The sequence below is a fragment of the Actinomadura roseirufa genome (assembly GCF_900659635.1).
GTDB lineage: Bacteria > Actinomycetota > Actinomycetes > Streptosporangiales > Streptosporangiaceae > Spirillospora > Spirillospora roseirufa.
In genome coordinates this window covers 1-22916 of sequence record NZ_CAACVB010000091.1, presented here as the reverse complement: position 1 = coordinate 22916, position 22916 = coordinate 1, and the positions used below count along the sequence as shown (strand labels likewise).

Genomic DNA, 22916 nt, shown 5'->3' with positions numbered 1-22916 from the left:
GACCAGTGTGCCGCTTGACAGTGCCCGCAACAACCGGTCAGTTCTGGAAATCTACTGGAATTCGGTAAATCGTCAGCGGCCGTCCGGCTCCCCGTAGAGCGCCCGCAGGAACGCCAGCGCCATCCGCCGCCGGTCCCCCGGATCGGCCCGCAGGTCGGCGAAGTAGGCGTTCAGCTCGGCCAGCTCGCGCAGCGCCTCGTCCGCGCCCGCCGGGGACGGGACGCCGAGCGGCTCCCGGCCCTCGCCGATGCGCGCCAGGTCCCCCGGCCGCCACTGCAGGGCGTCCTCGATCGCGCTCCGGGTCCGTGCCTGCGGCCAGCGCTCCCCCGACTCCAGGTTGTAGATCGTCTTGACCGTGACCCCGGCGCGCTCGGCCAGCCGCTCCTGGGTCAGGCCGAGCGACCCGCGCCGGGCCGCCACGTACTTGGCGATCCGCTCCCGGTCCAGCTCTCCAGCCATGATGACAGCATGACGGAAACATTAAGGAACATCCAGTAACGGCGTGGAGAAGGTTTCTTTCACGATACTTTCCGCAAGTTACCGAATCTGCCCTTGATGTATTACCGGTAAGTACTTAAGGTAAAGACGGGTCCGCCGCCGCGGACCGGGTCGCCGGCGGGCCCCCGACACGAAGGGGCGGATTCGCCGTGACCGAGGAAGGACCGATCACCATGGAGCTGGCACTGTCGGAGCTGCGCCGCGGCGTCGACGTCCGGCTGGCCGGGCTGGAGGGACAGCTCGCGCTGCTGTTCCAGCGCAACGAGCTGAACGAACGGCAGGCGCGCGACCAGTCGCGGCTGATCGACGAGCTGGAGGACCGGCTCGGGGCGGCCGAGCGCGACCAGGTCACCCGGGGCCATCTCGACAACCGCTTCCGCCAGACCGTGGCGCTGCTGTCGCTCCTCGCCGCGACGGCGTCCGTCGCGGTCGCGCTCCTCACGACGCTCGTGGGCCGCTGACTCCCGTGGGCCGCCGGCTCCCGAGGCCCGCGCTCCGGCCGGGACCGCGCCGCCGGCCGGAGCGCGCCACCCGGCGTCCCCGGCCGCGCGACCGGCGCGGCCGGGGACGCCGACACCGAAACGACGATGCATGGCCCACGACGGCGCCATCGGCCTCGCCCACGACCTGCCCGCCACGGCTCAGATCGTGTTGGAGGACGACCTAGAACTCGTCGTTGGTGTAGGGGGCGAGCGGAACGGCGAACGCGCGGTCCAGGCGGCCGGCGGCGCCCTCGGTGTGCTCGGTGACCACCCCGATCCGGGCCAGCATGCGGACGCTGGTGCCGCCGAGGTAGGCGGCGGCGAGCTGGGCGGTGTCGAGGGTCAGGTCCGGCGCGTCGGAGGTGCGGTCGCAGGCTCCGGCGGCGAGCCGCCACCGGCCCTGGTTCGCGGGCAGGCGCGCGTCCTCCAGCTCGATCACCAGCGTGTCGTCCGACGCCCAGTGCCGTGCCCTGAGCGCGGCGGGGGCGTCGACGAGCCGCAGCCAGAGCGCGCCCGACTCACCCGTCACCGATACCCGGTCGGGGTCGGCGACCAGGTACGGGATCAGGTCGTCCACGGGACGGTTCGCCGCCTTGACGGACACGGTCAGGTCGATCTCGGCCAGGTAGCGCCACAGCGCCGCCTCGGCCCGCGCGTCATCGGCCTCCAGATCCTCCAGGTGGACGGTCCCCTTGCCGGCCTGGCGCGTCCGGTAGATCGCGTATCCGCCCGGATCGCCCTCCAGGACGACGACGCGCGGCTCGCTGAGCTCGTCGTCCTCCTCGTCCACACGGGGCAGGACGCCGCGCGTCCACCACTCGGCGTCGCGCACGAGGCCGCCGGGGCGGCGCCCGATGGCACGGGCGTGCAGCGGCCCGAGCACGTCCGGAGCCTCGGCGCGGCCGACCAGCCGGAGCGGCCCCGGGGCCGGGGCGGTCCGCAGCTCCAGCGGACGGGAGGTGTCGACCTCCAGCTCGATGGCGCGGGTCGCCGACCCGAACCCGTACCTGCCGTAGATCGCGCTCTGCGACGCCCACAGCGCCGCCAGGGGTCGTCCGGCGGCGACGGCGTCGGAGTGCATCCGCTCGATCAGGGTCGTGAGGACGCCCCGCCGGCGGTGCGTGGGCAGGACACCGGCGTAGGTGACCGCGGAGCAGTCCAGCAGCCCGCCCGGCACCGACAGGCGCATGGGCAGGGCGGCGAGCTGGCCGACGAGGTCGTCGCCCGAGTAGGCGCCGCGACGCTCGGCGCGCCGGGGCACCCAGCGATGGCGCTCATAGTCGTCGTCCTCGGTGCGGTCGTGGAAGACGAGGACCGCGAGGTCGATCATGCGGTCCAGGTCGGCCTCGGGAACCTCCCTGATCTCAAGATCGGTCATGGCTCCACGGTATGCCGGGGGCGCAACCGGTTTTCGAAGGAGATCCGGTAGTACATGAGCCGGTCGTCCGTGCCGACGAGGACCATGCCCGCCGCCGCCATGACGCGCTGGGACGCGATGTTGCCGAGGTCGGTGTCGCCCTCGACGGCGCTGACGCCGTTCTCCCGGGCGAACTCCAGGAGCCCGCGCAGCGCCTCCTTCGCATAGCCCTTGCCCTGTGCCGCCGGAATCAGGCCGTACCCGATCGTGACGGTGCCCTTCTCGTCGGCCGCGCCGTGGAAGCCGAGGCCGCCGACGGCGAGCCCGTCGTCGCGGCGGCGGATCTCGAAGGCCCCGAACGGGTACGGGTCGCCCACGTGCCGGCAGGTCTCCAGGTACCGGCGCGCCCCCGCGAGGTCGGCGTCAGTGGGATATCCGGGCGCCCATCCGGTACCGGACGGCTCACCCGCCACCAGGCCTTCCGCCTCGGAGACGCTGAGCGGGTGGAGGAGAAGTCTTTCTGTGACCAGGTCGTTCATGGATCACGACTATCACGCCGCCTGGGCGCGCGGCGAACCGATTTCGGCCAAGGCCGCCCGGACTATGCGATCGCGTCATATGCGGCGAAGACGATGCTGAGGGCCCGGTCGTAGGCGTCCTCCCACAGGATCTGGTTCATCACGTACGACACCGTCATCCGGTGTTCGAGGTCCACGATCACCAGGGAGCCGCCCCATCCGCCGCCCGTACAGGTGCGGTTCTCCAGGCGATAGCCCATCCCCCAGCGGACCGGCATGCCGATGATGCGGTCCTCGCCGCGGAACTGCTCGTCGAAGACGCGCTCGCAGCCGGACTCCGACAGCAGCCGCACGCCGCCCGCCGCTCCCCCGCACGCCAGCACCGACTGGACGGCGCCGACGGAGCGGGCGTTGCCGTATCCGCTGATGGCGGGCATCTCGGCGCGCCGCCACGCCGGGGTGTTGGCGTCCGCCACGCCGACCAGGAAACCCTCCGGCTTTTCGCCCTCGGGCGCGGGGATGAGCGGGGCGACGCGATGGTCGTGCTCGGCGGGCAGCGCGATGTGGAAGTCGGCGCCGAGGGGCCCGGCGACCTCCTCGGCGAAGAACGCGCCCAGGCCGCGGCCGGTGACGCGCCGGACGACCTCGCCGACCAGGAAGCCCATGGTGATCGAGTGGTATCCGGCGTCGGTGCCCGGCTCCCACCGCGGCGCCTGCCCGGCCAGGCGGGTCGTCGCGGTCGTCCACGAGTAGAGGTCCGCGACCGTGATCGGGCCGTCCCACTCCGGCAGGCCCGCGGTGTGCCCGAGCAGGTGCCGGACGAGGACGCCCTCCTTGCCTGCGGCGGCGAACTCGGGCCAGTACCGGGCGACCGGCGCGTCCAGGTCGAGGACGCCGCGGTCGGCGAGGATCAGCGCGCACAACGCCACCATGGTCTTGGTGGTGGACCACACGTTGGTGAGCGTGTCGCGCTCCCATGGGACGGTGCGCCCCGTGTCGAGGTGCCCGCCCCAGATGTCGACGACCGGCTCCCCGTCCACGAACACCGCCGCGGAAGCACCCACGTCACCGTCGTCCAGCAGGCCCGCCAGCACCTCGGCCACCCCACCGAACCGGTCATCGCACCGACCCTGGATCAGCTCCATGCCGCGCAACGTAATCCCACACCCCGCGACAAGGCGACCGATTTTCCCCACCCATCCGGCACCCCGAGAAGGTCGTCCCCTGGTCACCGCACAGCCCGGCACACCGGTGATCTCCCCAAGTCCGCTTCCGGCCGCACAAGGCCCGCGGACCACCGGGACGCGGACGGCCGATCATGATCTTCACAGCGGCCGGGGCGGGGTCGCCGCCCCATCCGTACCGCCGACGCTCCAAATTAAACGACCTCTTATGTGACCATCCGATGGGATGACACGCGTTTTTGTCATGTTCCGATATGCCCATCCCCATGAGTGCGGCACTATGTGGCGTCCCGGGCGAATTCGTGATCATATAACTGTGGCTGGCGGCGGCGAGAACTCGCGCAGTGGAGGCGGCGATATGAACAATGGAGCGCTTCGCGTCGTCGCGGCGATCGCGGCCGCCGTGGCCGCGACGGCCGCCGCGTCGACCGGGGACGATTCGCGGACGCACCGGGAGCCGGGATCGCTTTTGGTGGGCGAGTCGTTCACCGGCGCGGACGCCGACTCGCGTTTCATCGGATACGGGGCGGCCTGCCTGACGGGCGCGCCGCGCGGAGCGGCCCCGGCGGAGGCCACGAACCATTCTCTCGGCGGGTGCCGCCGGGATCCGGCCGGCCCCGTGCCCCCGGGCGACGCGGCGACGCGGGGGTATCTGCAGCTCACCGACGCCCATGTCGAAGAGACCGGCGCCGTGCTGTTCGACTCGCCGATCCCGGCGGAGGACGGGCTGGAGGTGACCTTCGAGCAGTGGCAGTACGGGAACACCACGGGCGCGCCCGCGGACGGGATCTCGTTCTTCCTCACCGACGGCGCCGTCCGGCTCACCACTCCGGGCGCCTTCGGCGGAAGCCTCGGCTACGCCCAGAAACTGCCGGACGGCAGCGCTGACGGCCGGCTCGTCCCCGGGGTCAGAGGTGGATATCTCGGTATCGGGCTCGATGTGCTGGGAGATTACTTCGGCGACGGGGAAAGGCGCGGAAACGGCTGCGAGCGACGTTCTCCGGCCGGAACGATCTTCCGCCGGCCGGCCCCGGGCCCGAACATCGTGAGCGCCCGCGGCCCCGGCGACGGGAACGACGGCTACTGCCTGCTCGCCGCCACGACCGGGAACACGACGACCAGGGGCCCCTGGCCCTCGACGCTTCCCGGCCGGCTCCATGGCGATTTGAGAAGAATGCCGTCCGGTGTGACGCCCGATCGGGCCGAAGAATTGCTGGAACCGGTGAAGAGGACCGTACGTGTCCGGGTGTCGTCCCCGCCGAAGCCGATGGTGACGGTCGACATCGACTTCCAGGACGGACACGGCTTCCGGCAGGCGCTCCGATTCGACGCGCCCGAGCCGATCCCGGACACCGTCAAATTCGGGTTCGCCGCGTCCACGGGAACGCTCACCGACGTCCAGCTCATCCGGCACCTCGCCGTTCGAGCGGCCCCGTCGAAATGAGCCCATCCGGCAGAACGCCCCCGAACGCGTAGCCAACCCGAGGTCCTGCGTCAGGGGCCGCGGTCCCGGCTGCCCCGCCGAGGACCCTCCTGGAGCCGCGGTCGCCCGGCCGCGACCACCCCTCTCCATGAACTCTAAGTAGCCATCGAGCAACAAAGAGTCAGTGGATTCGCGGATACCGGCCGGAGCCCGCGCGCTGCACAGTCGAACTGAGCTCCCCCGCAGCAGGCGCGATCCGGACAGGAGACAACGATGATGGACAGCAGAAGCAGGAAGTGGACGATCACAGGAATCGTCTCCCTGGTCGCCGTCCCGGCGGCCATGGCCGTCACCGGCCAGGCCCCTGCCGCCCACGCGCGGACCAGGCCCGCCGCTCCGGTGGCACAGGTGTCCTCCTCAGCGCGCACGAACATGTCGTACGCGCTGTACAAGGCCCGCGGCGGCCGCATCACCACCGGCTTCGACGGCTACGTCCACACCCCCGGCCGCCATGAGGGCATCGACTTCGCCCGCCGCCTCAACGCGCCCGTCCACTCCCTGGTCAACGGAAAGATCATCTACATCGCCCGCGGCGGCACCGGCCGTGCCGGGCTGTCCACGATCTCGATCTACATCGCCTACCTGCGCAAGACGGTGATCTACCTGCACACCGCCCCGCTGCGCACCCTGCGCACGGGCCAGAGCGTCAGACACGGGCAGGTCATCGCCGTCGAGTCGTGGCACGGGGTGAAGGACCGTCCCAGCGCGCACACCCACGTCGAGATGCGTCCCGGCTGGCACAAGCACGCGGCCGACAGCACCCATGACGACCGCCTGGACAACCCCAATCCGGGCCCGTTCTGGAACTCCCTGGGCTACAACGTCCGCTAGCGCACTCCCCAGCCCGACGGCCGCCTGAACACCCCCGCTGACCCGCCAGGCGACCGTCGGCCCCGACACTGTCCAGCACATGGACACGCCCGAGAACCTCAGGCCCGCGTCTCCGCTGGAGGCCCGGTGTCAGGGGCTGCGAGCACGGCGCTTAGGCCGAAGCGAGCAACTGGACGGCCCGTACCAGACGTACACGGCCCGCTCGCGATCCCAGAGGACGTAGCGGGCACCTTCACCGGCACGCAGCAGGTAGAGAAGCCTCACCCTCCCGCCGGAGCGGCTAGATGTGCGGGAAGCGCCGCTTACCCGTGCGGCCTGATCGTCGAGGCGCCCGAAGACGTCGTCGCTCACGCCGCCCCCCGCTCGGCCGCGCTCCGCCACGGCTCGTCCACCCACACTGGGACGAACACCTCGCACGTCTCGCCTCGCGGCGTCCGGCACCGCCACCAGCCGCTCCACCTCGCGTGCCTCATGCCGCAGCGCGGCAAGTTCCCCGGCCGCACCGGTCCAACTCGGTGACGGCAACCAACCGGGGCCATGCCATCGGTCCCACCTCCCGCCATGGCGGCGCACACTGTCCACATCGGTGCATTGGAACCTGTTGCCGAACGCATGGGGAGCGATGACACTGAGCAAGGACCGTAAGCGATGGAGTCATCACCATGGGCAAACATGGCAAGAAGCAGCCGTGCGGCGCCTGTAACGGCGCCAAAGGCCGATGGGGCACCGACAACGGGCACGAGAAGCGGCGATGGCTGCCGTGTACGTCCTGCAACGGGACCGGGGAGCAGTGAGAACGCCCGAAGAGGCGCTGGCGGCGATCTCCAGAGAGGACTTCATCCCGGATTTGGTGTACGTGCCCGGTCCTGACTACTGGCTGGTCCCTCTGGTGCGGTCCGCCGAGCCCGGTCGCTGGCGGAGACTGGTGAACGGGGACGACGAGCCCGTGGTGACCAAGGTGGGATACGACCCCACCGTTCCAGCCGACCTGTGCGACCCCGAGAGCGGACGGGGAATGGTGGCCACCAGTTCGAGCAGCTCGCCACGCATCATGGCCAGGATGATCGACACCTTGGAACTGGCCCCGGGTATGCGGGTACTGGAGATCGGCACCGGTACCGGGTACAACGCGGCGGTGTTGGCGTTCCTGCTCGGCGTCGACCAGGTGACGAGCATCGAGATCGACCCGGAGGTGGCCGAACAGGCGCGCACGGCTCTGGGCAAGTCGGGATGGCCTGTGCAGGTGATCACCGGTGACGGTGAAGCCGGGTACCCGCCGGGTGCGCCCTATGACCGGATCATCGTCACGGCCGCCGCGCACACGGTGCCCTACGCCTGGGTGGAACAGACGCGGCCCGGCGGGATGCTGCTCGTTCCGTGGGCCCCCACGGTTCATCCAGGACGGCCGTTGGCGCGGTTCGCCGTCAGCGGCACCGGAAGGGCAGAGGGCCGGTTCATTGGAGAGGCGGGGTTCATGCCTCTGCATGCCCATCACCTGTTGCCACGTGTCGATCACGACACGGAGGAACGATGGAGGCAGGCCGGCAGGCCCGACTACGCCCGGTACGGCATCACCGTGACCCGCGAGGGGCAACGGATCTGGCTGGATTCCCCCACGAACCCCATCCCTGCCGAGATTCCCGGGCATTGATGCGTTGCGCCTGCGTCCCGGCCATGGGCTGCGGCCCCGCCCCCGCGCAGGCCCCGGGGCGGCGACGTTCACGGAGCGAGTTCCTTGCCGAGGGCCTCGGCCACCGACGGTGCGTCCGGGCCGAGGTACGGGCCGCGTCGGACGGCCCGTACCAGGCGTACCCGGCCTTCTCGCGGACGCAGAGGACGTAACGAGTGCTCTCGCCGGCGCGCACCAGGTAGAGGATGCTCACTCCGCCGCCGGAGCGGCCTGATGTACGGGAAACGCCGCTTGCGAACCTCGGCCAGCTCGTCAAGGCACGCGAAGACGTCACCGCTCATACCGCCACCCACTCCGCCACGTCCGCCGCCCCTCGCCCACCCACACCGGGACGAACACCTCGCCGCGCCGCCGCACGGCGTCCGGCACCGCCACCCGCCGTCTCCGCGGCCGAGCCCGTCAAGGTGTTCCTTGATCGCACTGGGCTCGGGGGACCGGCGTCCTGGGCGGCTTCGGGTCGACGCGCTCGCGCGGATGCTGTGCGACGCGGACTATGAGGTGGAGCTCGCGGCAGTCCCGGCGGGCGAGTCCCGCCGCGAGGCCATGGAGGGAGAAGCGCGTTGAACGAGATCGAGCACATGGTCGACGTCGACCGGGCGCCTGGCATCGACGAGGAGCAGAGGCTCCGCGATCTGTACGGCGAGCCTGCCACGTACAGGATTCACGAGGTGGAGGGCTGATGGCCGGGCCGAAGCGGTGCATCTGCAACCGGTGCTCGGCCGGCGGAGGACAGCGGTGACCTACGACAGCACCGCCGACACCCTCAAGCACGCGCAGCGCGTCGCCGAACTGATGGCCCAGGCGATCCATGAGCTGATCGACCGGTCCACCTGTCACGACCGCAGCAAGACCGAGGCCCCCGAGCTGGAGTTTTACAACGAGTTCGCGCCCAAGCTGCGGGTCTCGCCGTACGGCTCGGAGGAGTACAAGGGCTACCTCGCCGAGATGAAGGTCGGACTCGATCACCACTATGCGGCGAACCGGCACCACCCCGAGCACTTCGAGGACGGCGTCAGTGGCATGACGCTGGTCGACCTGGTCGAGATGCTCGCGGACTGGCGTGCGGCGACCGAGCGGCACGCCGACGGCAGCCTCGTTCGTAGCCTAGAGATCCTGAAGGAGCGCCACGGGATCTCCGATCAGCTCGACGCGATCCTGTGGAACACCGCCCGCCACTTCGGGTGGCTGGACGAGCAGCCGTGCGGGACAGCCCATATCGCGCCCGACGGGACCGAGATGGTCTGCGACGTGATCGTGGACCGGCCGGGCGGGACACATGCGGGAGCCCACGCCGACGGACGCTTCGAGCCCTACACCTGGGAGGCATGAGGGGACCACTGCTGGGATGCCCGCCGAGGCGCCGACTGGAGTTACGAGCCCACTTCGCCCAGTTCGTCAGCGATGTCAGCCGCGCGGCGCAGCAGCGCCGCCACTTCGGTCATCTCCTGTGGGGCCCGCCCTTTCAGGCCGATGAACACGACGACCATGGTGTACGCCTGCTCGACCCGGCGCAGTCAGCGGGTCGACGAGGAAGAAGACAGCGCCCACGTCCTCGACGTCGAGGCGCTCCGGGTTGCGTACCGGCCACAGGGGCGCAGAGCTCCCCCGCAGCCGGTACGCGGTGGGCGCGGACGAAGCTGCCGCGCTCCCGCCCTCCGCACCCACGCTCACCGGCCGCCCTCCACCGCGCGAACCCCACGCAGCAACTCCGCGAGTTCCTCGGGCGTGTCAGCGGCCGGCTCTGTAACAACACCCAGCCGGCGGCCCGGCTTCGGCTCCCGGATCGCCCACCACCTCGCCGTGTCGGTGGTGCGGATAATGCTCCAACCGGGGAACTCGTCGCTGAGCCCTCGTCTGGTCGCCTCGGTCACCGAAGTGGGGTGGGCTTGCATGACCGTCTCCTTCTGGCCGGGCGTTCCCTCACCATCATCGTTGCGCACATGAAGAAGCGGGTCGGGTACGCTCCGTACCTGACCCGCTGTTCCCCCAGCTCAGAGCCCTAGATCGAGACTCCCAGGCGTGTCGCGGCGGTGACGATCGGCTCCTTGACGGTCCGCGACCGGTGGGCCGCCGCCACCACCAGCTCGCGGGCGATCGGATGGTTCCGCACCGCCTCTGGTGCGATCTTGTCGGCCTCCAGCAGCTCCCCCATCGCCGCGAGGTCGTCCCCGTCCCTGGACGCCGCCAAGGCGCGGTCGATCGCATGGCGGGCCCGGCGCTCCTTCGGCAGACCACTCAACACCGCGTCGTCGACGGGACTCAGAGCCTCTCGGCCACCGCCCAACTCCAGGCCGACGTGCACGGCGACGATCGCCCGGTTCTCCGGGCCGAACTCCGTCTGGTACTCGGAATGACCGGAGCCCACCCGGCTCGCCGCAGCGGCGGCCTCGACCAGATGTGAGGCGGCCTCGGCCCCTCGGAGTCGCCGCGCCTGGATCACGGACTCGACCAGGTGCAGTGTGCCCCACAGCGACCAGATCCCCTCGCTGCCGTCGCCGAGCAGGGGATCGAGCACGTCCATCTGCCCGGTGGTGATCTCGTGGGCCTCGTCCACGGCACCGGCGGTGATGTACACCTCGGCTTGCGTCCAGGTGAGGGCGGTGACGAGCAACGGATCGCCTGAGGCGTTGGCAGCGCGTACACCCTGCGCCGCCGCCATCGCCGCGAGGTCGACGTAGCCGAGCCTCTTCGCCATCATCGCCGCGTCGTGCCGCGCCTCGGCGAGGAGGGCGAACGCGCGCTCCTTCTCGCGGCCCTCCAGCACGGCAGTGGTGTGCGCGACGTCCTGGAGGAGTTGCGGGAGGTCGGCAGCAAGATCGCCGTAACGGGCGTGGCGCCGGTACCGATGCGCGACGTCCACTCGGGAGCGCAGTGCGTCCAGGTCGATCGGCGCGCCGGCCGCACGCGGCGGGAGGTCCGCGCGCAGCAGCACCCGCCGCAGCGCCGGAACGGCGGCGTGCGCACGCCGCTGCTCAATGCTCGCTCCGCTCCTGTGCGGGACGGCGAGCAACTCGGTGACCTCGCATCCGAGGGCGGCGGCAACGGCGGCGATAGTGGAGTAACGGTCCAGCTGCCTGCGACCGATCTCGACGGACTTCAACCAGTCGACCGACCGATCGACACGTCCGGCCAGGTCGGCGCGGGAGATGTTGCTGGCGGTACGGATCTGCTTGACCCGCTGCCCGATGGTGAGGTCGGCGCTCATGGCTCCCCTTGGCTGGATGGCCCGACGCCTCACCACGCTACGCGGCGGCCCCGCAGGGTCGGGTACGTCGTGTACCCGCCGACAGGTCACCCCTTCAGGGTGTTGGAGGGGTTGTCCAGCCAGATGTCCTGGCATCCGGGCGTGACGGTGACGCCGAACCGGTCCCGGGCCGGACGGCCTTGCTTCAGCCACCACAGGTAGGCGGCCACCGCCTCGTCCCACAGCCGCCGCGGACCCGCCTGGACGACGTCGTACTCGTCGGCTCCCCGTGGAGCCGAGCACATCGCGGTCGAGCCTGCGCCGTCGTTCAGCCGCACCGTGTAGGACCACCCGTCCGCGGCCTTGTTCCAGCCCGTCGTGATGGACAGGCCGTGGACGAGGGCGTGAAGCGCGAGTTGCGCGCCGCCGTCGGCGCGTGCGATCAGCCGCGGGTCCATGCGGGTGGTGGACGGTTCGTCCGTGCCGTCGCGCCCGTGCTCGCGGGCCGTCACACGCTGGGAGCGGAGCATCATGAATCCGCCGCCGCCGACGCACCGGCCCACGGCGGTGCCGTCGCCGATGACGTCGAGGACGAGCTGCTGGCCGTAGGCGTCCCCGCCGATCGGCATCCATGGCACGACAATGATGCCGCCGGGGCGGACCTGCTCGAGCCAGGCGACGGGGATGTCACGGACGCCGCAGGTGACGTGGATCCGATCGTAGGGCGCCTGGAGCGGGTGGCCGTCGGCGCCGTCGCCGGTGATGACGTCTGGCCGCTCGGAGAGGTGGTCGAGGTTGTCGCGGGCGGTCTCGGCGAGGGCCTTGTCGACCTCGACCGTAATGACGCTGGAGCCGCGGAGCCGCCAGGCGAGCATCGCCGCCGTCCAGCCGGTGCCGGTGCCGATTTCCATGACGCGATGGTGGTCCTGGAGGTCGAGCAGGTGCAAGTACTCCATGGCGATGCTCGGGCAGGACAGGCTGCAAGTCGGCGCACCGGACGGGTCGGTGGGGTCGGTAGCGCCGTCGTCCCGCTGGGTGATGATGCTGGTGTCGGAATAGACGGCGTTCCACCAGTCGCTTGGCGCCGCCGTCCGGTCGATGAGGTGGGATTGCCCGTTCCAGGACTGGGGTTCGGCCCAGGCCCGGGTGGGGACGAACCGGTGCCGTGGCACCTCCCGTAGGCCCGCGCGCCAGGTCCGGTCGGTCAGGATCCCCCGGCCGGCGAGGTCGTCTACGAGTCCGTCCAGGCGGTCGTGCCATCTCACCGCGTCCCATGCTGCGCCCACGTGCCACCTCCCACGGTCGCGGTGGTCTCCGCGCTCGGGTCGCAGCCCGGTTCGCATGACGGCTCGCAAGGGTCGCACTGGCCATCATTGTGCGGGCCACAGTTGGTGACCCGCAGAGTGTCGGCGATCTCGGTGCCGCGCTCGGCGGCGCGTCCGAGCGCGGCCTTCAGTGGTTCAGTGAGGACGTTGCCGCAGTCCATCCACCGGGACATCGGGCAGGGGGTGACCGTGCCGGTGGGCAGTACGGCGGCGCAGCCGTTCCCGCAGCGTCCGCAGAGCCCGCCGGTCTGGTGCTCCTCGGCGTCGCCGCCGCCTCGGCCGAAGGGGCGAGCGTGGTCGGCGCCGATCCGCCGGACGCCCATGCGGGTGAGCATGGCGTGGGCCTGCGCGGTGCGCTGCCCTGCCAGGACGTGGACGAGGCCCGCGCGCAGAGGGATGCCCATCTCCAGCGCGCGGGTGATGTTGGCGCAGGTCTGCCGGTGAGTGTCACGACCGGTGATCCGCTCGTGCTCGCCGCGGTCGTCGGAGTAGAACGAGGTCGCGAGCCTGACCCCGGGCCGGTCAAGGACGGCCCAGAGCTCGCCGGGAACATGGACGAGGTTGCTGTAGACCTCCACCTCGACGTCCACGGCGCGAGCGTGGGTGATGAGGTCGGCCAGGTCCGGGTGCAGGGTGGGCTCTCCGCCGATGAACTGGACCAGGCGCACCCCGAGGTCGGCCGCCTCGCCGATGACGCGGCGCCAGTCGGCGGCGGTCATGGCGCCGTGGTCGCCGGTGGGACCGGACGAGTTGTAACAGTGGGTGCAGGCGAGCTGACATCTGGTGGTGAGTTCCAGCCACAGCATTCGCATCGGGGCCTCCTCGGGTGCCCTTCGTTCTCTCATGGGCGGCTTCCGGGCCGCCACGGTTCGCAGGTAGGTGTCCGGTTCGGGTCGGACAGGGATGGCCAGGGGGCCACGCCCCGGCATCCCGCGCAGGCCCCGAAGCCGCAGCGTCTAAGGGGCGAGCTCCTCGCCGACCACCTCGGCGGCGGACGACGCGTCCGGGCCGAAGTGAGCACCACGCCCGGACGGCCCGTACCAGACGTACGCGGTCTGCTCCCGATCCCAGAGGACGTACCGGGCCCCGTCGCCGCGGCACAGCAGGTAGAGGATGCTCGACCCGGCCGGGCGGATCGGCGCGATGTGCGGGTAACGCCGCTCGATCAGCGCGGCCAGCTCGACAAGACGGGCGAAGGCGTCGTCGCTCATGCCGCCGTCCGCTCGGCCACGTCCCGCCACGGCTCGTCCACCCATGGCGGGACGAACACCTCACGCGCGTCACCGCGCGGCGTCCGGCACCGCCACCACCCGCCGCCGAGGTCGACGAGCGTCCCACGGATGTCACGCGTCTGCGGGTCGACGAGGAAGTAGACGCCACCGACGTCCTCGACGTCGAGCCGCTCCGGGCTGCGCACCGGCCACAGGGTCACAACGCTCCCCTGCGACCGGTACGCGGTGGACGCGGACGAAGCTGCCGCGCTCTCGCCCTCCGCACCCACGCTCACCGGCCGACCTCCACGGCGTCCGCCTCACGCAGCAACCCCGCCAGTTCGTCCGCGCTGTCGGCGGCCAACTCGGTGACGGCGCTCACTCGTCGTCCTGCCTTCGGCACGCGGATCGCCCACCACCGCCCCGTGTCACTGGTGCGGATGATGCTCCAGCCCGGGAACTCCTTGCGAAGTGCGACCCGCAGGTCGACTGCAGCCTCCGTTGTCTGCGTCACAGACAACATACTCAGCGTGATCACAGGTGGTCAGGGACAGGAAACTGTCCCCAAGTCAGACCAGGAGGCCGATCCGATCCGCGAGGCTACGGGCGTCCGCCTGGAGTTCCGCTGGACCGTTTGTCAGTTCGAGCGTCATGCGGCGGGCGTACTGGTTGTAGCGGATCGTCTCGGGGGCCGCCCGGTATGCGTCCTCCAACGTCCGCAGCTCGGCCGCTTCGTCACCGCCGGTCTGCCACGCCCGCGCCACCTCGATCAGGTGGCGACCCCGGCGCGGTTGGGACGGGATCGCTGCCGCCGATGCCCTCCGCGCCTGCTTACGCGCCTCACCGCCCTGACGCAGTTCCACGGCCACCGTGACGGCATGGGCCCCCATTATGGGGCGAGAGAACGAGGTCATCGGGTCGTAGTGCGCGGGGGGCAATGTCTGGGCGATGCGGTTCGCCTCGTCCCACCAGCGCCACGCCGTGGCGCTCTGTCCGGCCCGTGCCGCTGTGTACGCAACCTCGTGATGAAGTGCGCCCCACATGGCCAGCAGATCGTCGTCCGCATCGTCCATGCGCGGCTCGATCAGCTCCAGTCCCTGACGATTGATCTGCTCGGCCGCGTCGAAGTCCCCCGCGTCGCGGTGGGCTTGAGCGGCGAGCCAGACGGCACCGCCGAACGCCTTCGGATCCGCGGACTCCTCGGCCGCCATGATCGAACGCTCTACCACCCGCCAGAGCAGGTCAGCACTCGGCTGGTAGGCGATGAAGAACTGCGCGAGGTTGTACACCTGCGCGAGGATCGACAGGGCCTGTCGCCGCTCGGCGCCCTCGTAGTGGCGTGCGGCGTACTTCGCATCGCCGATCAGTTCCGGAAGCAGCCCGCCGATCACGGTCCGGTGATCGGGACTCGCATGCCGGGCGCGCCATGCCGAGTCAAGACGCGCTCGGAGGTGGGCCAGGCCGTCGGGCTCGCCCGTCGTGGAGACGGCGACAGCGTTGATCGCGTCCCGGACGGCGGCCAGCGCGGGATGCCCGGGGCCCCGGAAGATCGTCGTCGGCATGGGGTCGCCACCGGTAAGGCGTGCGACATCGCGCAGTCTCAGTGCCTGCGTCAAGGCGAGGATGGCGGGCAGCTTCAACTCCCGGATCTCGCCGCGCTCGACCGCCTTGACCCATCGAGTACTCATGCCGACCAGGCCGGCGAGTACCTCCCGGGACATCCCCTGCCGCTTCCGGTAGTACGCCACCCTCTGTCCGATAGTCAGGTCCGGGTCAGCGGGATCGGTGTCACGGTCACGCATGGGCCCTGCACCCTCCTGAGCGTCTCGACAACCTCAGGCTACGGTGCAGCGCCTACGCGTTCCATGTGGACGAAGCAACCGTCCTGCTCCACAGCCCCTGCAGTCCTCTCCAACCTGTTGCGAACCCTCGCAGGGGCGATGAGGACGACCGCGGTAAAGCCGCAGGTGATCTGCGGCTCGGGGGCGGTGCTGCGGGTCGATTCTTCAGCGACCCGCCGGTTGTGCAGCATACCCCGGGGTCCCGCTGAAACAGGGAGGGGTGGCACGGGAATTTGCACCGGCCGTTCATCCTGCTGGGCCCGGGACCTCGGGCGCGCGCCTCCAACCCGAGGTCCCGGTGTCAGGGCTTACGGCCTCGATGCCCCGTGCGGGGACTCCCAGGGCCGCAGCGTTTAGGGGGCGAGTTCCTCGCCGATGGCCTCGGCGGCGTCCGGTGCGTCCGGGCCGAGGTAGGGGCCGCGACCGGACGGCCCGTACCAGGCGTACTCGGCCCTCTCCCGGGCCCAGAGGACATACCGGGTGCCCTGGCCAGAGCGCAGCAGGTAGAGGATGCTCGACCCGGCGGGACGGATCGGCGCGATGTGCGGGAAGCGCCGCGCAATCAGCGCGGCCAACTCGTCGAGGCGCTCGAACACGTCGTCGCTCATGCCGCCACCCGCTCCGCCACGTCCCGCCACGGCTCGTCCACCCACGACGGGACGAACACCTCGCGCGCGTCACCGCGCGGCGAACGGCACCGCCACCACCCGCCGCCGAGGTCGACCAGCGTGCCGCAGATGCCGCAGGGGCACAGGAACGGCCCCCTGCGGCCGGCACACGGTGGGCGCGGACGAAGCTGCCGCGCTCTCGCCCTCCGCACCCACGCTCATCGGTCCGCCTCCACCGCGTGAGCCTCGCGCAGCAGCTCCGCGAGTTCCTCGGGTGTGTCAGCGGCCAACTCGGTGACGACACTCAACCGGCGCCCCGCCTTGGGCCTTCGGATCGCCCACCATCGCCCCGTGTCGGTGGTGCGGATGATGCTCCAACCGGGGAACTCCTCGACGAGCCGGGCCTTGTGTTCGTCAGCCGTTCGGGTCCGTGTCACGCGTTACACAATGCGATGAGGCGCACCCCCAGGGCGATGACACGGTTAGACATCTACCGACAACTATCCGTCACCACGATGCCTGTAGCCGTCGGTAGATGGCAGGCTCACGCTATGAACGAAAGACTTCGCCGAGCCATGCTCAGACGCGGACTCGACCCCGCCGCCCTCGCGGACCAGGCCGGCGTCAGCACCAAGAGCGTCGAGCGCTGGTTATCAGAGAAGAGCGTGCCCTACCCCAGCACCCGCTATCGCGTCGCCGCGATCCTGCAAGAGGACGAGTCATACCTATGGCCCGGCGCGGTCAATAAGGCCAGCCTCACCGGTGCCGAGCTGGTCTCCACCTGGCCGCGTCGACAGGACGTCCCCAAGCACCTGTGGACCGAGTTGCTGAGACAAGCCGAGCGGAACGTCGACTACCTCGCCTACGCCGGACTGTTCCTCACCGAGGAGCATCCCGACTGGATACCTGTGCTTCAGCAGCGGGCCGCAGCCGGAGTCCGGGTGAGGCTGCTCGTCGGAGACCCTGAGGGCGCGCAACTTGCCGCGCGTGACGGAGAGAAGCGCATCGGCGGCGGTGTGGCCGGACGGGTCTCCGCCGTCCTGTCGTATTACCGGCCCCTGGCGGGCCTGATCGACATCCGGCTGCACGACACCCCGCTGTACAACAGCATCTATCGATTCGACGACGAGATGATCGTCAACAGCCACGTGTACGGCATCCTCGCCGCCCACACGCCGACCACGCACATCCGGCGCGTGGACGGCGCGTACTTCAACACCTACCTCGAATCGTTCGAGCGGGTGTGGGCGTCGGCGAGGCCGCTCGACGGAGAGGTATGACCAAGCACACGCGCCGCATCGACCACTGGCGGGACTCCGACGCGCCGAAGCCGACCAGCCGCAAGCCCTCCGCCTCCGCCCTCGTACGCGACGACCAGGGCCGGGTGCTACTACTACGTCGCCCCGACAACGACCTGTGGACGATCCCGACCGGCGGCCTGAAGAAGGGCGAGACCATCCGGCAATGCGCCGCCCGCGAGTGCCGGGAGGAGACCGGCATCGAGATCGAAACGGGCGCCCTCGTCGGCGTGTTCACCACCCCTCATCACGTGATCGAGTACATCAAGGGCGGGCGAGTCGACGAGGTCCGGCAGCCGGTGAACATCTGCCTGCACGCGCGGCCCGTCGGCGGCGAGCTGACGACGACGGACGAGGCGGCCGAGGTGCGCTGGGTGGAACCCGCCGACCTCGGGAACTACGCCATCCACCCAGCGCTCCGTCGTCGCGTCGACCATGGGCTCACCGCCGCCGAGCCTCACGTGGACTGATCAGATTCGGACGAGCACTTCGGCTTTCTTGGCGGATGCGCTGAGTGTGAGTCCGATCGTGTCAGCGTCAGGCATCTCTAGGCGTGGCGTGGGCGGGCTTGGAGATCCGAGCCCCAAGACCTCGGGCACGCGTATTACCCGAGATCCCGGTGTCAGGGAGCCGCGCCCCTGAGTCCTGAGCAGAACACCCGGGGCCGCGGCGTTTAGGGGGCGAGTTCCTTGCCGATGGCCTCGACGGCGTCCGGCGCGTCCGGGCCGAGGTAGGGGCCGCGGCCGGCCGGCCCGTACCAGGCGTACTCGGCCCTCTCCCGGACCCAGAGGACGTACCGGGTCTCCTCACCCGCACGCAGCAGGTAGAGGATGCTCGACCCGCTGGGACGAATCGACGCGATGTGCGGGTAGCGCCGCTCGATCAGCGCGGCCAACTCGTCAAGACGGGCGAAGGCGTCGTCGCTCATGCCGCCGTCCGCTCGGCCGCGTCCCGCCACGGCTCGTCCACCCATGGCGGGACGAACACCTCGCGCGCCTCACGCGAGGCGTCCGGCACCGCCACCACCCGCCGCCGAGGTCGACGAGCGTCCCACGGATGTCACGCGTCTGCGGGTCAACGAGGAGATAGACACCGGCGCCGCCCTCGACGTCGAGGCGCTCGGACGGTGAAGCGGACGCGGGGGAATCTGCCGCCTTACCCGTCCCCCCGCGTCCACGCCCGAACTCACTCATCGGCACCGCCCTGGGACGTCGCCGCGCCGAGCGTCGTCGCCATCGTCAGGGCCGTGTCTGGCGAGGAAGCCGCAGCGCTCTCGTCCTCCGCACCCACGCTCATCGGGCGGCCTCCACCGCGCGAGCCTCACGCAGCAGCTCCGCGAGTTCCTGAGGCGTGTCAGCGGCCAACTCGGTAACGACGCTCAGACGGCGACCCGCCTTGGGCCTTCGTATCGCCCACCATCGCCCGTGTCGGTGGTGCGGATGATGCTCCAGCCAGGAAATTCCGCGCAGAGCGCGGCCTTCTCCTTCGCCAGTGTCCGAGAGTGTGTGTCAGAGGTCACGGAGACATTCACTCGTACGGATGCGTGATGAACCAGTGACACGGTGTCCGCTCCAGCGTGGCCGTGGACGGCCACGCTGGGGCATCGCGTCCTAGCTACGCAGGGTCACCACGTGCCCTTCTAGGACGCGGCGTCCTAGTCGATGCCCACTGCGCGGGCAAGTGCGCGGATTCGGGGAGAAGGTCGGGTCGTCGCCTCCCGTACTTCCCCCACCAGGCTCTCTGCGAGTGCCTGGTGCCGGAACCATTGCGGCGCCGTGGCGTGCGCGTCGGCCAGCCGCGCCTCGGCGGCCTGTGGCTGGCGGGCGTCCACGTGGGCTTGGGCCACGTCGAGCAAGTGTCTGCCGCGGGCGATGCCTTGTAGTCCGCTGAGCCGGACGCCGCGTGCCACGTCCAGTGCACGCCCCGGCTCCCGCAACGTGGCCCACGCGTACACGCTCTGCATGTGGACGATGTCGATGCTGAACCAGGCATCAAAGTGCGCGACGCGGCGGTCGCCGATCGCGGCGGCGGCGGCGCGGGCCGGGGAGAGATACTCCTCCGGATCGTTCCCCGCGGCGACCCGAGGAGCCAAGGCGTTCAGCAGCAGGCCGCCCCACACCGCGAGATGCACCGGCGAGCCGCTGAACGAGGGTTCGATGGAGGACGCGGCCTTCGCAGCCACTCGCTCGGCCTCGCCCAGCCTGGCCTGGCGGTGCAGCGCCCAGGCGTACGTGCCCTGGACGGTCGCGTGCTGCAGTTCGTCGTCGCCCTGATGCGCGGCGGCGATGGCGCGCTCGGCGGCGAGCGCGGCCAGGTCGGGCTTGCCGAGGTGATTGAGCAGGCAGGCGGCGAGCTGGTAGGCGCGCGACAGCGGCACCGCCGCCCGCGCCCCGATGGAGCGCTGGGTGAGCCGCGCCTCGGCGACGAGGCCGGGCACGGCCGCCGTGAGAGCCGTGAGGTCGCCCTCCCAGTACATGCGCCAGCCTCGCGCGACCGCGGACTCAAGGTCGGGCAGTGCGGTCGGCTCTCCGCTGTCGGCGGCGTCCAGGCCGCCGACGCCGGGGAGCAGCGAGGGGGCGAGGATCACGTCCCGCACGGCCAGGACGCTCGCGCCCTCGCGGCCTCCGACCCGTTCGCGGCGGCCGGTCAGCTCACCCAGATCCACGTCCAGCGCGTTCGCCAGCCGCATGAGCGTGGTCGTCCGCTCGCCTCGCCGCCGGCCCTGCTCCAGCTTGGCGACCGTGTCCTTGGACAGTCCCGCCTTCTCGGCCAGGGCCTCCTGGCTCAGGCCGCGCTCTTTTCGGATGCGCTTGAGTGTGAGTCCGATCGTGCTCGCGTCAGGCATCAGGCCCCGCACCTCCCGAGATCTCAACGCTCTCAGGCTAAGGCGCAGGGCTTCCGCGTTCTATGGGATCGGAGCGATCGTCCTCACCGGCCGCCAGACCCCTGGGCACTTCGGCCTTCTCCGTCTCGACTCAGCGTCCGCGACGATCTCAACGTCCGCAGCTCGCCGAGCTCGTCGTGCGCCTCGAACACGGCCCAGCACCCCAGCGGTGTGCCTGGGGTGCGCGGTGGTGGACGTTGGTCAGCCTCTTACCAGGGTGGCCAGGCACTCTACGTGTTGGGTCATGGGGAAGGCGTCGAAGGCGCGGAGGGACTCCAGGGTCCAGCCGCGCTCGCTGAAGTACGCCAGGTCGCGGGCCAGGGTCGCCGGGTCGCAGGAGACGTAGGCGATCTTGCGGCCGGCGAGGCGGGTGATGTGCTCGACGACCTCGCGGCCGGCGCCGGTGCGCGGGGGGTCCAGGACGACGACGTCGGCGCGGCGGACGCGGGAGCCGCCGCGGTGGCCGACGCCGGAGCCGCCGCCGCGCTTGTTCTGGGCGCGGTCGGAACCGTCGGCGCGGCCGAACTCCAGGTCGGCGACGACCTCCTCCACCGGGCCGCGCTCGATGGAGACGTTGGCCAGGTCGCGCAGGTTGAACCGCGCGTCGCGGACGGCCTGCCCGTCGGACTCGACGCCGACCACCAGGCCGGACGGGCCGATGCGGTCGGCGAGGACGCCGGCGAACAGCCCGACGCCGCAGTACAGGTCGAGGGCGATGTCACCGGGCTTGGGCTCCAGGGCCTCGACGACGGCGTCGGCGAGGAGCTGCGCGGCGCCCGGGTGGACCTGCCAGAAGCCGCTGCCGCTGACCTGGAACAGCCGTCCCGACACCGACTCGCGGACGTAGGGCAGGGTCGCGCCGGGCTCGGGCCGGCCGCGGACGAGCCGGACCGGCACGTCCAGCCGCGGGACGCGGATCTTGCGGCGGTCGCGGCCGCGCAGGACCACGAGCCGGTCGCCGGTGGTCGCCGACACGATGCCCTCGACGCCGGACGCGCCGGGCCAGCGCTTGCGCTCGATGCCCATCGCCTCGACGCCGGGGTGGGCGATCAGGCACTCGTCGACCGGCTCGACGTCGTGCGAGCGGTGCCGGCGCAGGCCGACGGCGCCCTCGGCGACGGCGAACTGGACGCGGGTGCGCCAGCCGAGGCCGGGCGGCGGCGCCGTCTCGTCCTCGGCGGGGTAGGGCACCTCCTCGACGGTGACGGTCCGGGTGATGCCGGCGAGCCGCTGCAGCTGCTCCTCGATCACGGCGGCCTTGAGGGCCCGCTGCGCGGGGAGCGAGGCGTGCTGCCAGTCGCAGCCGCCGCAGCGGCCGGGGCCAGCGAACGGGCAGGGCGCCTGGACCCGGTCCGGCGACGCTTCGAGGATCTCGACGGCGTCGGCGCGCAGGAAGTTCTTGGTGGTGTCGGTGACGCGGGCGCGGACCCGTTCGCCGGGCAGGGCGTGCCGGACGAAGACCACGCGGCCCTCGTGGCGGGCGACGCAGAAACCGCCGTTGGCGACGTTGCCGACCTCCAGGTCGAGGAGGCCGGGATCGGGTTCGAGATCAGTCACGGTCCGAAACATTACCGCCACCGGGACGTGCCCCAGCACCCTCGCGGGGCGGGCGGCGGGACGCGCCCGGTCCGGGCGGCTCCTGGCGCCCCTTGAGGCGGTCGGAGGACTGGAGTTGCCAGGCGACGCTGGTGACCATGACGCCGGGCTGGAAGAGCAGCCGGCCCTTCAGCCTCAGGGCGCTCTGGTTGTGCAGGAGCTGTTCCCACCAGTGGCCGACCACGTATTCGGGGATGAAGACGGTGACGACGTCGCGGGGGCTCTTGCGGCGGACGCTCTTGACGTAGGACAGGACCGGGCGGGTGATCTCGCGGTAGGGCGAGTCGAGGATCTTCAAGGGGACCGGGATGTCCAGGGCGTCCCATTCCTCCTGGAGGCGCTGGGATTCCTGGGCGTCGACCGCGACGGTGACGGCCTCCAGGGTGGAGGGACGGGTGGCGCGGGCGTAGGCGAGGGCGCGCAGGGTGGGTTTGTGGATCTTGGAGACCAGGACGATGCCGTGGTTGCGGGCGGGCAGGGCGACGTCCTCGCCGGAGGGGACGAGTTCCTCGGCGACGCGGTCGTAGTGCTTGCGGATGGCCTTCATGATCATGAAGAGGACGGGCATGGCGATGCAGACGATGTAGGCGCCGAGGGCGAACTTGGTGATCAGGACGACGACCAGGACGATGCCGGTGAGGGTGGCGCCGAAGGCGTTGATGGCGCGGGAGGTCCGCATCCGCCGCTGCTGCGCCGGGTCCTCCTCGGTGCGCAGGAGCCGGTTCCAGTGCCGCACCATGCCGACCTGGCTGACGGTGAAGGAGACGAACACGCCGACGGTGTAGAGCGGAATCAGCCGGCTGACGGAGGCGTCGTAGGCATAAATGAGCAGGCCGGCCATCGTGGCCAGGATGATGATGCCGTTGCTGAAGGCCAGCCGGTCGCCGCGGGTGTGCAGCTGGCGGGGCAGATAGCGGTTCTGTGCC

Annotated in this window: 26 protein-coding genes and 1 pseudogene; 8 read left to right on the top strand and 19 right to left on the bottom strand. The window is 70.8% G+C overall.

The genetic code is table 11. The annotated features are described in order from the left end of the window. Positions 1–72: 72 nt before the first annotated feature. A complete protein-coding gene (locus E1291_RS43320; protein WP_131739386.1) occupies positions 73–459 on the bottom strand; it encodes a helix-turn-helix domain-containing protein in 387 nt (128 codons plus the stop codon). Between the two features lie 188 nt (positions 460–647). On the opposite strand from E1291_RS43320, the gene E1291_RS20150 reads away from it, so the two are divergent. Then, positions 648–959 (top strand): hypothetical protein, encoded by a 312-nt coding sequence (locus tag E1291_RS20150; protein WP_131739385.1) that lies wholly within the window; start codon positions 648–650, stop codon positions 957–959. A 202-nt stretch (positions 960–1161) separates the two neighbouring features. Here the strand turns inward: E1291_RS20150 and E1291_RS20145 are convergent, their stop codons facing one another. The 3 genes from E1291_RS20145 to E1291_RS20135 all read right to left on the bottom strand — a co-directional run bounded on the left by E1291_RS20145 (position 1162) and on the right by E1291_RS20135 (position 4000). Continuing rightward, entirely contained in the window at positions 1162–2358 is a 1197-nt protein-coding gene (locus tag E1291_RS20145; protein WP_131739384.1) for a GNAT family N-acetyltransferase, read from the bottom strand. Further along, entirely contained in the window at positions 2355–2876 is a 522-nt protein-coding gene (locus tag E1291_RS20140) for a GNAT family N-acetyltransferase (RefSeq protein WP_131739383.1), read from the bottom strand. Before E1291_RS20140 ends, E1291_RS20145 begins: the two co-directional genes overlap by 4 nt. 62 nt (positions 2877–2938) lie before the next feature. After that, complete coding sequence (locus tag E1291_RS20135) at positions 2939–4000, bottom strand: serine hydrolase domain-containing protein (protein WP_131739382.1); 1062 nt, start codon at positions 3998–4000, stop codon at positions 2939–2941. Between the two features lie 397 nt (positions 4001–4397). Between E1291_RS20135 and E1291_RS20130 the strand changes: the two genes are divergently transcribed. The 5 genes from E1291_RS20130 (at position 4398) to E1291_RS20115 (ending at position 9372) form a co-directional block, all read left to right on the top strand. Then, positions 4398–5483: an L-type lectin family protein gene (locus E1291_RS20130; protein WP_131739381.1), complete on the top strand. Its 1086-nt coding sequence runs from the start codon at positions 4398–4400 to the stop codon at positions 5481–5483. Positions 5484–5735: 252 nt separating this feature from the next. Next, positions 5736–6353 carry a M23 family metallopeptidase gene (locus E1291_RS20125; protein ID WP_131739380.1) on the top strand — a complete coding sequence of 206 codons (618 nt, stop codon included), beginning with the start codon at positions 5736–5738 and terminating at the stop codon, positions 6351–6353. Positions 6354–7104: 751 nt separating this feature from the next. Continuing rightward, positions 7105–8004 carry a methyltransferase domain-containing protein gene (locus E1291_RS20120; RefSeq protein ID WP_131739379.1) on the top strand — a complete coding sequence of 300 codons (900 nt, stop codon included), beginning with the start codon at positions 7105–7107 and terminating at the stop codon, positions 8002–8004. Between the two features lie 450 nt (positions 8005–8454). Then, positions 8455–8607 carry a hypothetical protein gene (locus tag E1291_RS42105; protein WP_165495203.1) on the top strand — a complete coding sequence of 51 codons (153 nt, stop codon included), beginning with the start codon at positions 8455–8457 and terminating at the stop codon, positions 8605–8607. Between the two features lie 171 nt (positions 8608–8778). Then, positions 8779–9372 carry a DUF5662 family protein gene (locus E1291_RS20115; protein ID WP_207400828.1) on the top strand — a complete coding sequence of 198 codons (594 nt, stop codon included), beginning with the start codon at positions 8779–8781 and terminating at the stop codon, positions 9370–9372. A 338-nt stretch (positions 9373–9710) separates the two neighbouring features. Here E1291_RS20115 and E1291_RS20110 read toward each other — a convergent pair whose 3' ends face one another. The 11 genes from E1291_RS20110 to E1291_RS20060 all read right to left on the bottom strand — a co-directional run bounded on the left by E1291_RS20110 (position 9711) and on the right by E1291_RS20060 (position 16649). Next, positions 9711–9983 carry a hypothetical protein gene (locus E1291_RS20110; RefSeq protein WP_131739378.1) on the bottom strand — a complete coding sequence of 91 codons (273 nt, stop codon included), beginning with the start codon at positions 9981–9983 and terminating at the stop codon, positions 9711–9713. A 59-nt stretch (positions 9984–10042) separates the two neighbouring features. Continuing rightward, complete coding sequence (locus tag E1291_RS20105) at positions 10043–11248, bottom strand: helix-turn-helix domain-containing protein (RefSeq protein WP_165495202.1); 1206 nt, start codon at positions 11246–11248, stop codon at positions 10043–10045. An 86-nt stretch (positions 11249–11334) separates the two neighbouring features. Continuing rightward, positions 11335–12513, bottom strand: coding sequence for a methyltransferase domain-containing protein (locus tag E1291_RS20100; protein ID WP_165495201.1), 1179 nt, complete (start codon positions 12511–12513; stop codon positions 11335–11337). After that, the gene (locus E1291_RS20095) at positions 12489–13364 is read right to left on the bottom strand and encodes a radical SAM/SPASM domain-containing protein (protein WP_242614264.1); all 876 of its coding nucleotides are present in this window, start codon (positions 13362–13364) and stop codon (positions 12489–12491) included. Before E1291_RS20095 ends, E1291_RS20100 begins: the two co-directional genes overlap by 25 nt. Positions 13365–13508: 144 nt before the next feature. Beyond that, on the bottom strand, positions 13509–13763 hold the full coding sequence (locus E1291_RS20090) for a hypothetical protein (RefSeq protein ID WP_131739375.1): 255 nt from the start codon (positions 13761–13763) through the stop codon (positions 13509–13511). Continuing rightward, on the bottom strand, positions 13760–14059 hold the full coding sequence (locus E1291_RS20085; RefSeq protein WP_131739374.1) for a hypothetical protein: 300 nt from the start codon (positions 14057–14059) through the stop codon (positions 13760–13762). Before E1291_RS20085 ends, E1291_RS20090 begins: the two co-directional genes overlap by 4 nt. Then, entirely contained in the window at positions 14056–14277 is a 222-nt protein-coding gene (locus E1291_RS20080; RefSeq protein ID WP_131739373.1) for a hypothetical protein, read from the bottom strand. The genes E1291_RS20085 and E1291_RS20080 overlap by 4 nt, the downstream gene beginning before the upstream one ends. A gap of 55 nt (positions 14278–14332) precedes the next feature. After that, positions 14333–15565: a helix-turn-helix domain-containing protein gene (locus tag E1291_RS20075; RefSeq protein WP_131739372.1), complete on the bottom strand. Its 1233-nt coding sequence runs from the start codon at positions 15563–15565 to the stop codon at positions 14333–14335. Positions 15566–15957: 392 nt separating this feature from the next. Next, positions 15958–16212, bottom strand: a complete 255-nt coding sequence (locus E1291_RS20070) for a hypothetical protein (protein WP_131739371.1) — start codon at positions 16210–16212, stop codon at positions 15958–15960. Beyond that, on the bottom strand, positions 16209–16424 hold the full coding sequence (locus E1291_RS20065; RefSeq protein WP_131739370.1) for a hypothetical protein: 216 nt from the start codon (positions 16422–16424) through the stop codon (positions 16209–16211). The genes E1291_RS20070 and E1291_RS20065 overlap by 4 nt, the downstream gene beginning before the upstream one ends. Before the next feature lie 6 nt (positions 16425–16430). Further along, on the bottom strand, positions 16431–16649 hold the full coding sequence (locus tag E1291_RS20060; protein WP_131739369.1) for a hypothetical protein: 219 nt from the start codon (positions 16647–16649) through the stop codon (positions 16431–16433). A 138-nt stretch (positions 16650–16787) separates the two neighbouring features. Here E1291_RS20060 and E1291_RS20055 point away from each other — a divergent pair, with 138 nt between their 5' ends. Then, positions 16788–17492 carry a helix-turn-helix domain-containing protein gene (locus E1291_RS20055; protein ID WP_131739368.1) on the top strand — a complete coding sequence of 235 codons (705 nt, stop codon included), beginning with the start codon at positions 16788–16790 and terminating at the stop codon, positions 17490–17492. Further along, positions 17489–17980, top strand: a complete 492-nt coding sequence (locus tag E1291_RS20050) for an NUDIX hydrolase (protein WP_131739367.1) — start codon at positions 17489–17491, stop codon at positions 17978–17980. Before E1291_RS20055 ends, E1291_RS20050 begins: the two co-directional genes overlap by 4 nt. 203 nt (positions 17981–18183) lie before the next feature. On the opposite strand, the gene E1291_RS20045 is transcribed toward E1291_RS20050, so the two are convergent. From E1291_RS20045 to E1291_RS20030, 4 genes and pseudogenes are all read right to left on the bottom strand, one after another. Continuing rightward, complete coding sequence (locus E1291_RS20045; protein WP_131739366.1) at positions 18184–18438, bottom strand: hypothetical protein; 255 nt, start codon at positions 18436–18438, stop codon at positions 18184–18186. A 726-nt stretch (positions 18439–19164) separates the two neighbouring features. After that, the gene (locus tag E1291_RS20040) at positions 19165–20355 is read right to left on the bottom strand and encodes a helix-turn-helix domain-containing protein (RefSeq protein ID WP_131739365.1); all 1191 of its coding nucleotides are present in this window, start codon (positions 20353–20355) and stop codon (positions 19165–19167) included. Between the two features lie 240 nt (positions 20356–20595). Continuing rightward, a complete protein-coding gene (locus E1291_RS20035) occupies positions 20596–21951 on the bottom strand; it encodes a class I SAM-dependent RNA methyltransferase (protein WP_242614263.1) in 1356 nt (451 codons plus the stop codon). Continuing rightward, positions 21944–22916: pseudogene (locus tag E1291_RS20030) on the bottom strand (DNA-binding protein); the annotation flags it as partial. The pseudogene E1291_RS20030 and the gene E1291_RS20035, both read right to left, overlap by 8 nt.

Excerpts from the sequence above, each read along its gene's own strand:
- E1291_RS20095 (WP_242614264.1), bottom strand. The coding sequence starts at position 13,364 with ATGCGAATGCTGTGGCTGGAACTCACCACCAGATGTCAGCTCGCCTGC.
- E1291_RS20040 (WP_131739365.1), bottom strand. The coding sequence starts at position 20,355 with ATGCCTGACGCGAGCACGATCGGACTCACACTCAAGCGCATCCGAAAA.
- E1291_RS20145 (WP_131739384.1), bottom strand. The coding sequence starts at position 2,358 with ATGACCGATCTTGAGATCAGGGAGGTTCCCGAGGCCGACCTGGACCGC.
- E1291_RS20125 (WP_131739380.1), top strand. The coding sequence starts at position 5,736 with ATGATGGACAGCAGAAGCAGGAAGTGGACGATCACAGGAATCGTCTCC.
- E1291_RS20140 (WP_131739383.1), bottom strand. The coding sequence starts at position 2,876 with ATGAACGACCTGGTCACAGAAAGACTTCTCCTCCACCCGCTCAGCGTC.
- E1291_RS20045 (WP_131739366.1), bottom strand. The coding sequence starts at position 18,438 with ATGAGCGACGACGCCTTCGCCCGTCTTGACGAGTTGGCCGCGCTGATC.
- E1291_RS20130 (WP_131739381.1), top strand. The coding sequence starts at position 4,398 with ATGAACAATGGAGCGCTTCGCGTCGTCGCGGCGATCGCGGCCGCCGTG.
- E1291_RS20120 (WP_131739379.1), top strand. The coding sequence starts at position 7,105 with ATGGCTGCCGTGTACGTCCTGCAACGGGACCGGGGAGCAGTGAGAACG.
- E1291_RS20070 (WP_131739371.1), bottom strand. The coding sequence starts at position 16,212 with ATGAGCGACGACGTGTTCGAGCGCCTCGACGAGTTGGCCGCGCTGATT.
- E1291_RS43320 (WP_131739386.1), bottom strand. The coding sequence starts at position 459 with ATGGCTGGAGAGCTGGACCGGGAGCGGATCGCCAAGTACGTGGCGGCC.
- E1291_RS20090 (WP_131739375.1), bottom strand. The coding sequence starts at position 13,763 with ATGAGCGACGACGCCTTCGCCCGTCTTGTCGAGCTGGCCGCGCTGATC.
- E1291_RS20055 (WP_131739368.1), top strand. The coding sequence starts at position 16,788 with ATGCTCAGACGCGGACTCGACCCCGCCGCCCTCGCGGACCAGGCCGGC.
- E1291_RS20135 (WP_131739382.1), bottom strand. The coding sequence starts at position 4,000 with ATGGAGCTGATCCAGGGTCGGTGCGATGACCGGTTCGGTGGGGTGGCC.
- E1291_RS20105 (WP_165495202.1), bottom strand. The coding sequence starts at position 11,248 with ATGAGCGCCGACCTCACCATCGGGCAGCGGGTCAAGCAGATCCGTACC.
- E1291_RS20075 (WP_131739372.1), bottom strand. The coding sequence starts at position 15,565 with ATGCGTGACCGTGACACCGATCCCGCTGACCCGGACCTGACTATCGGA.
- E1291_RS20050 (WP_131739367.1), top strand. The coding sequence starts at position 17,489 with ATGACCAAGCACACGCGCCGCATCGACCACTGGCGGGACTCCGACGCG.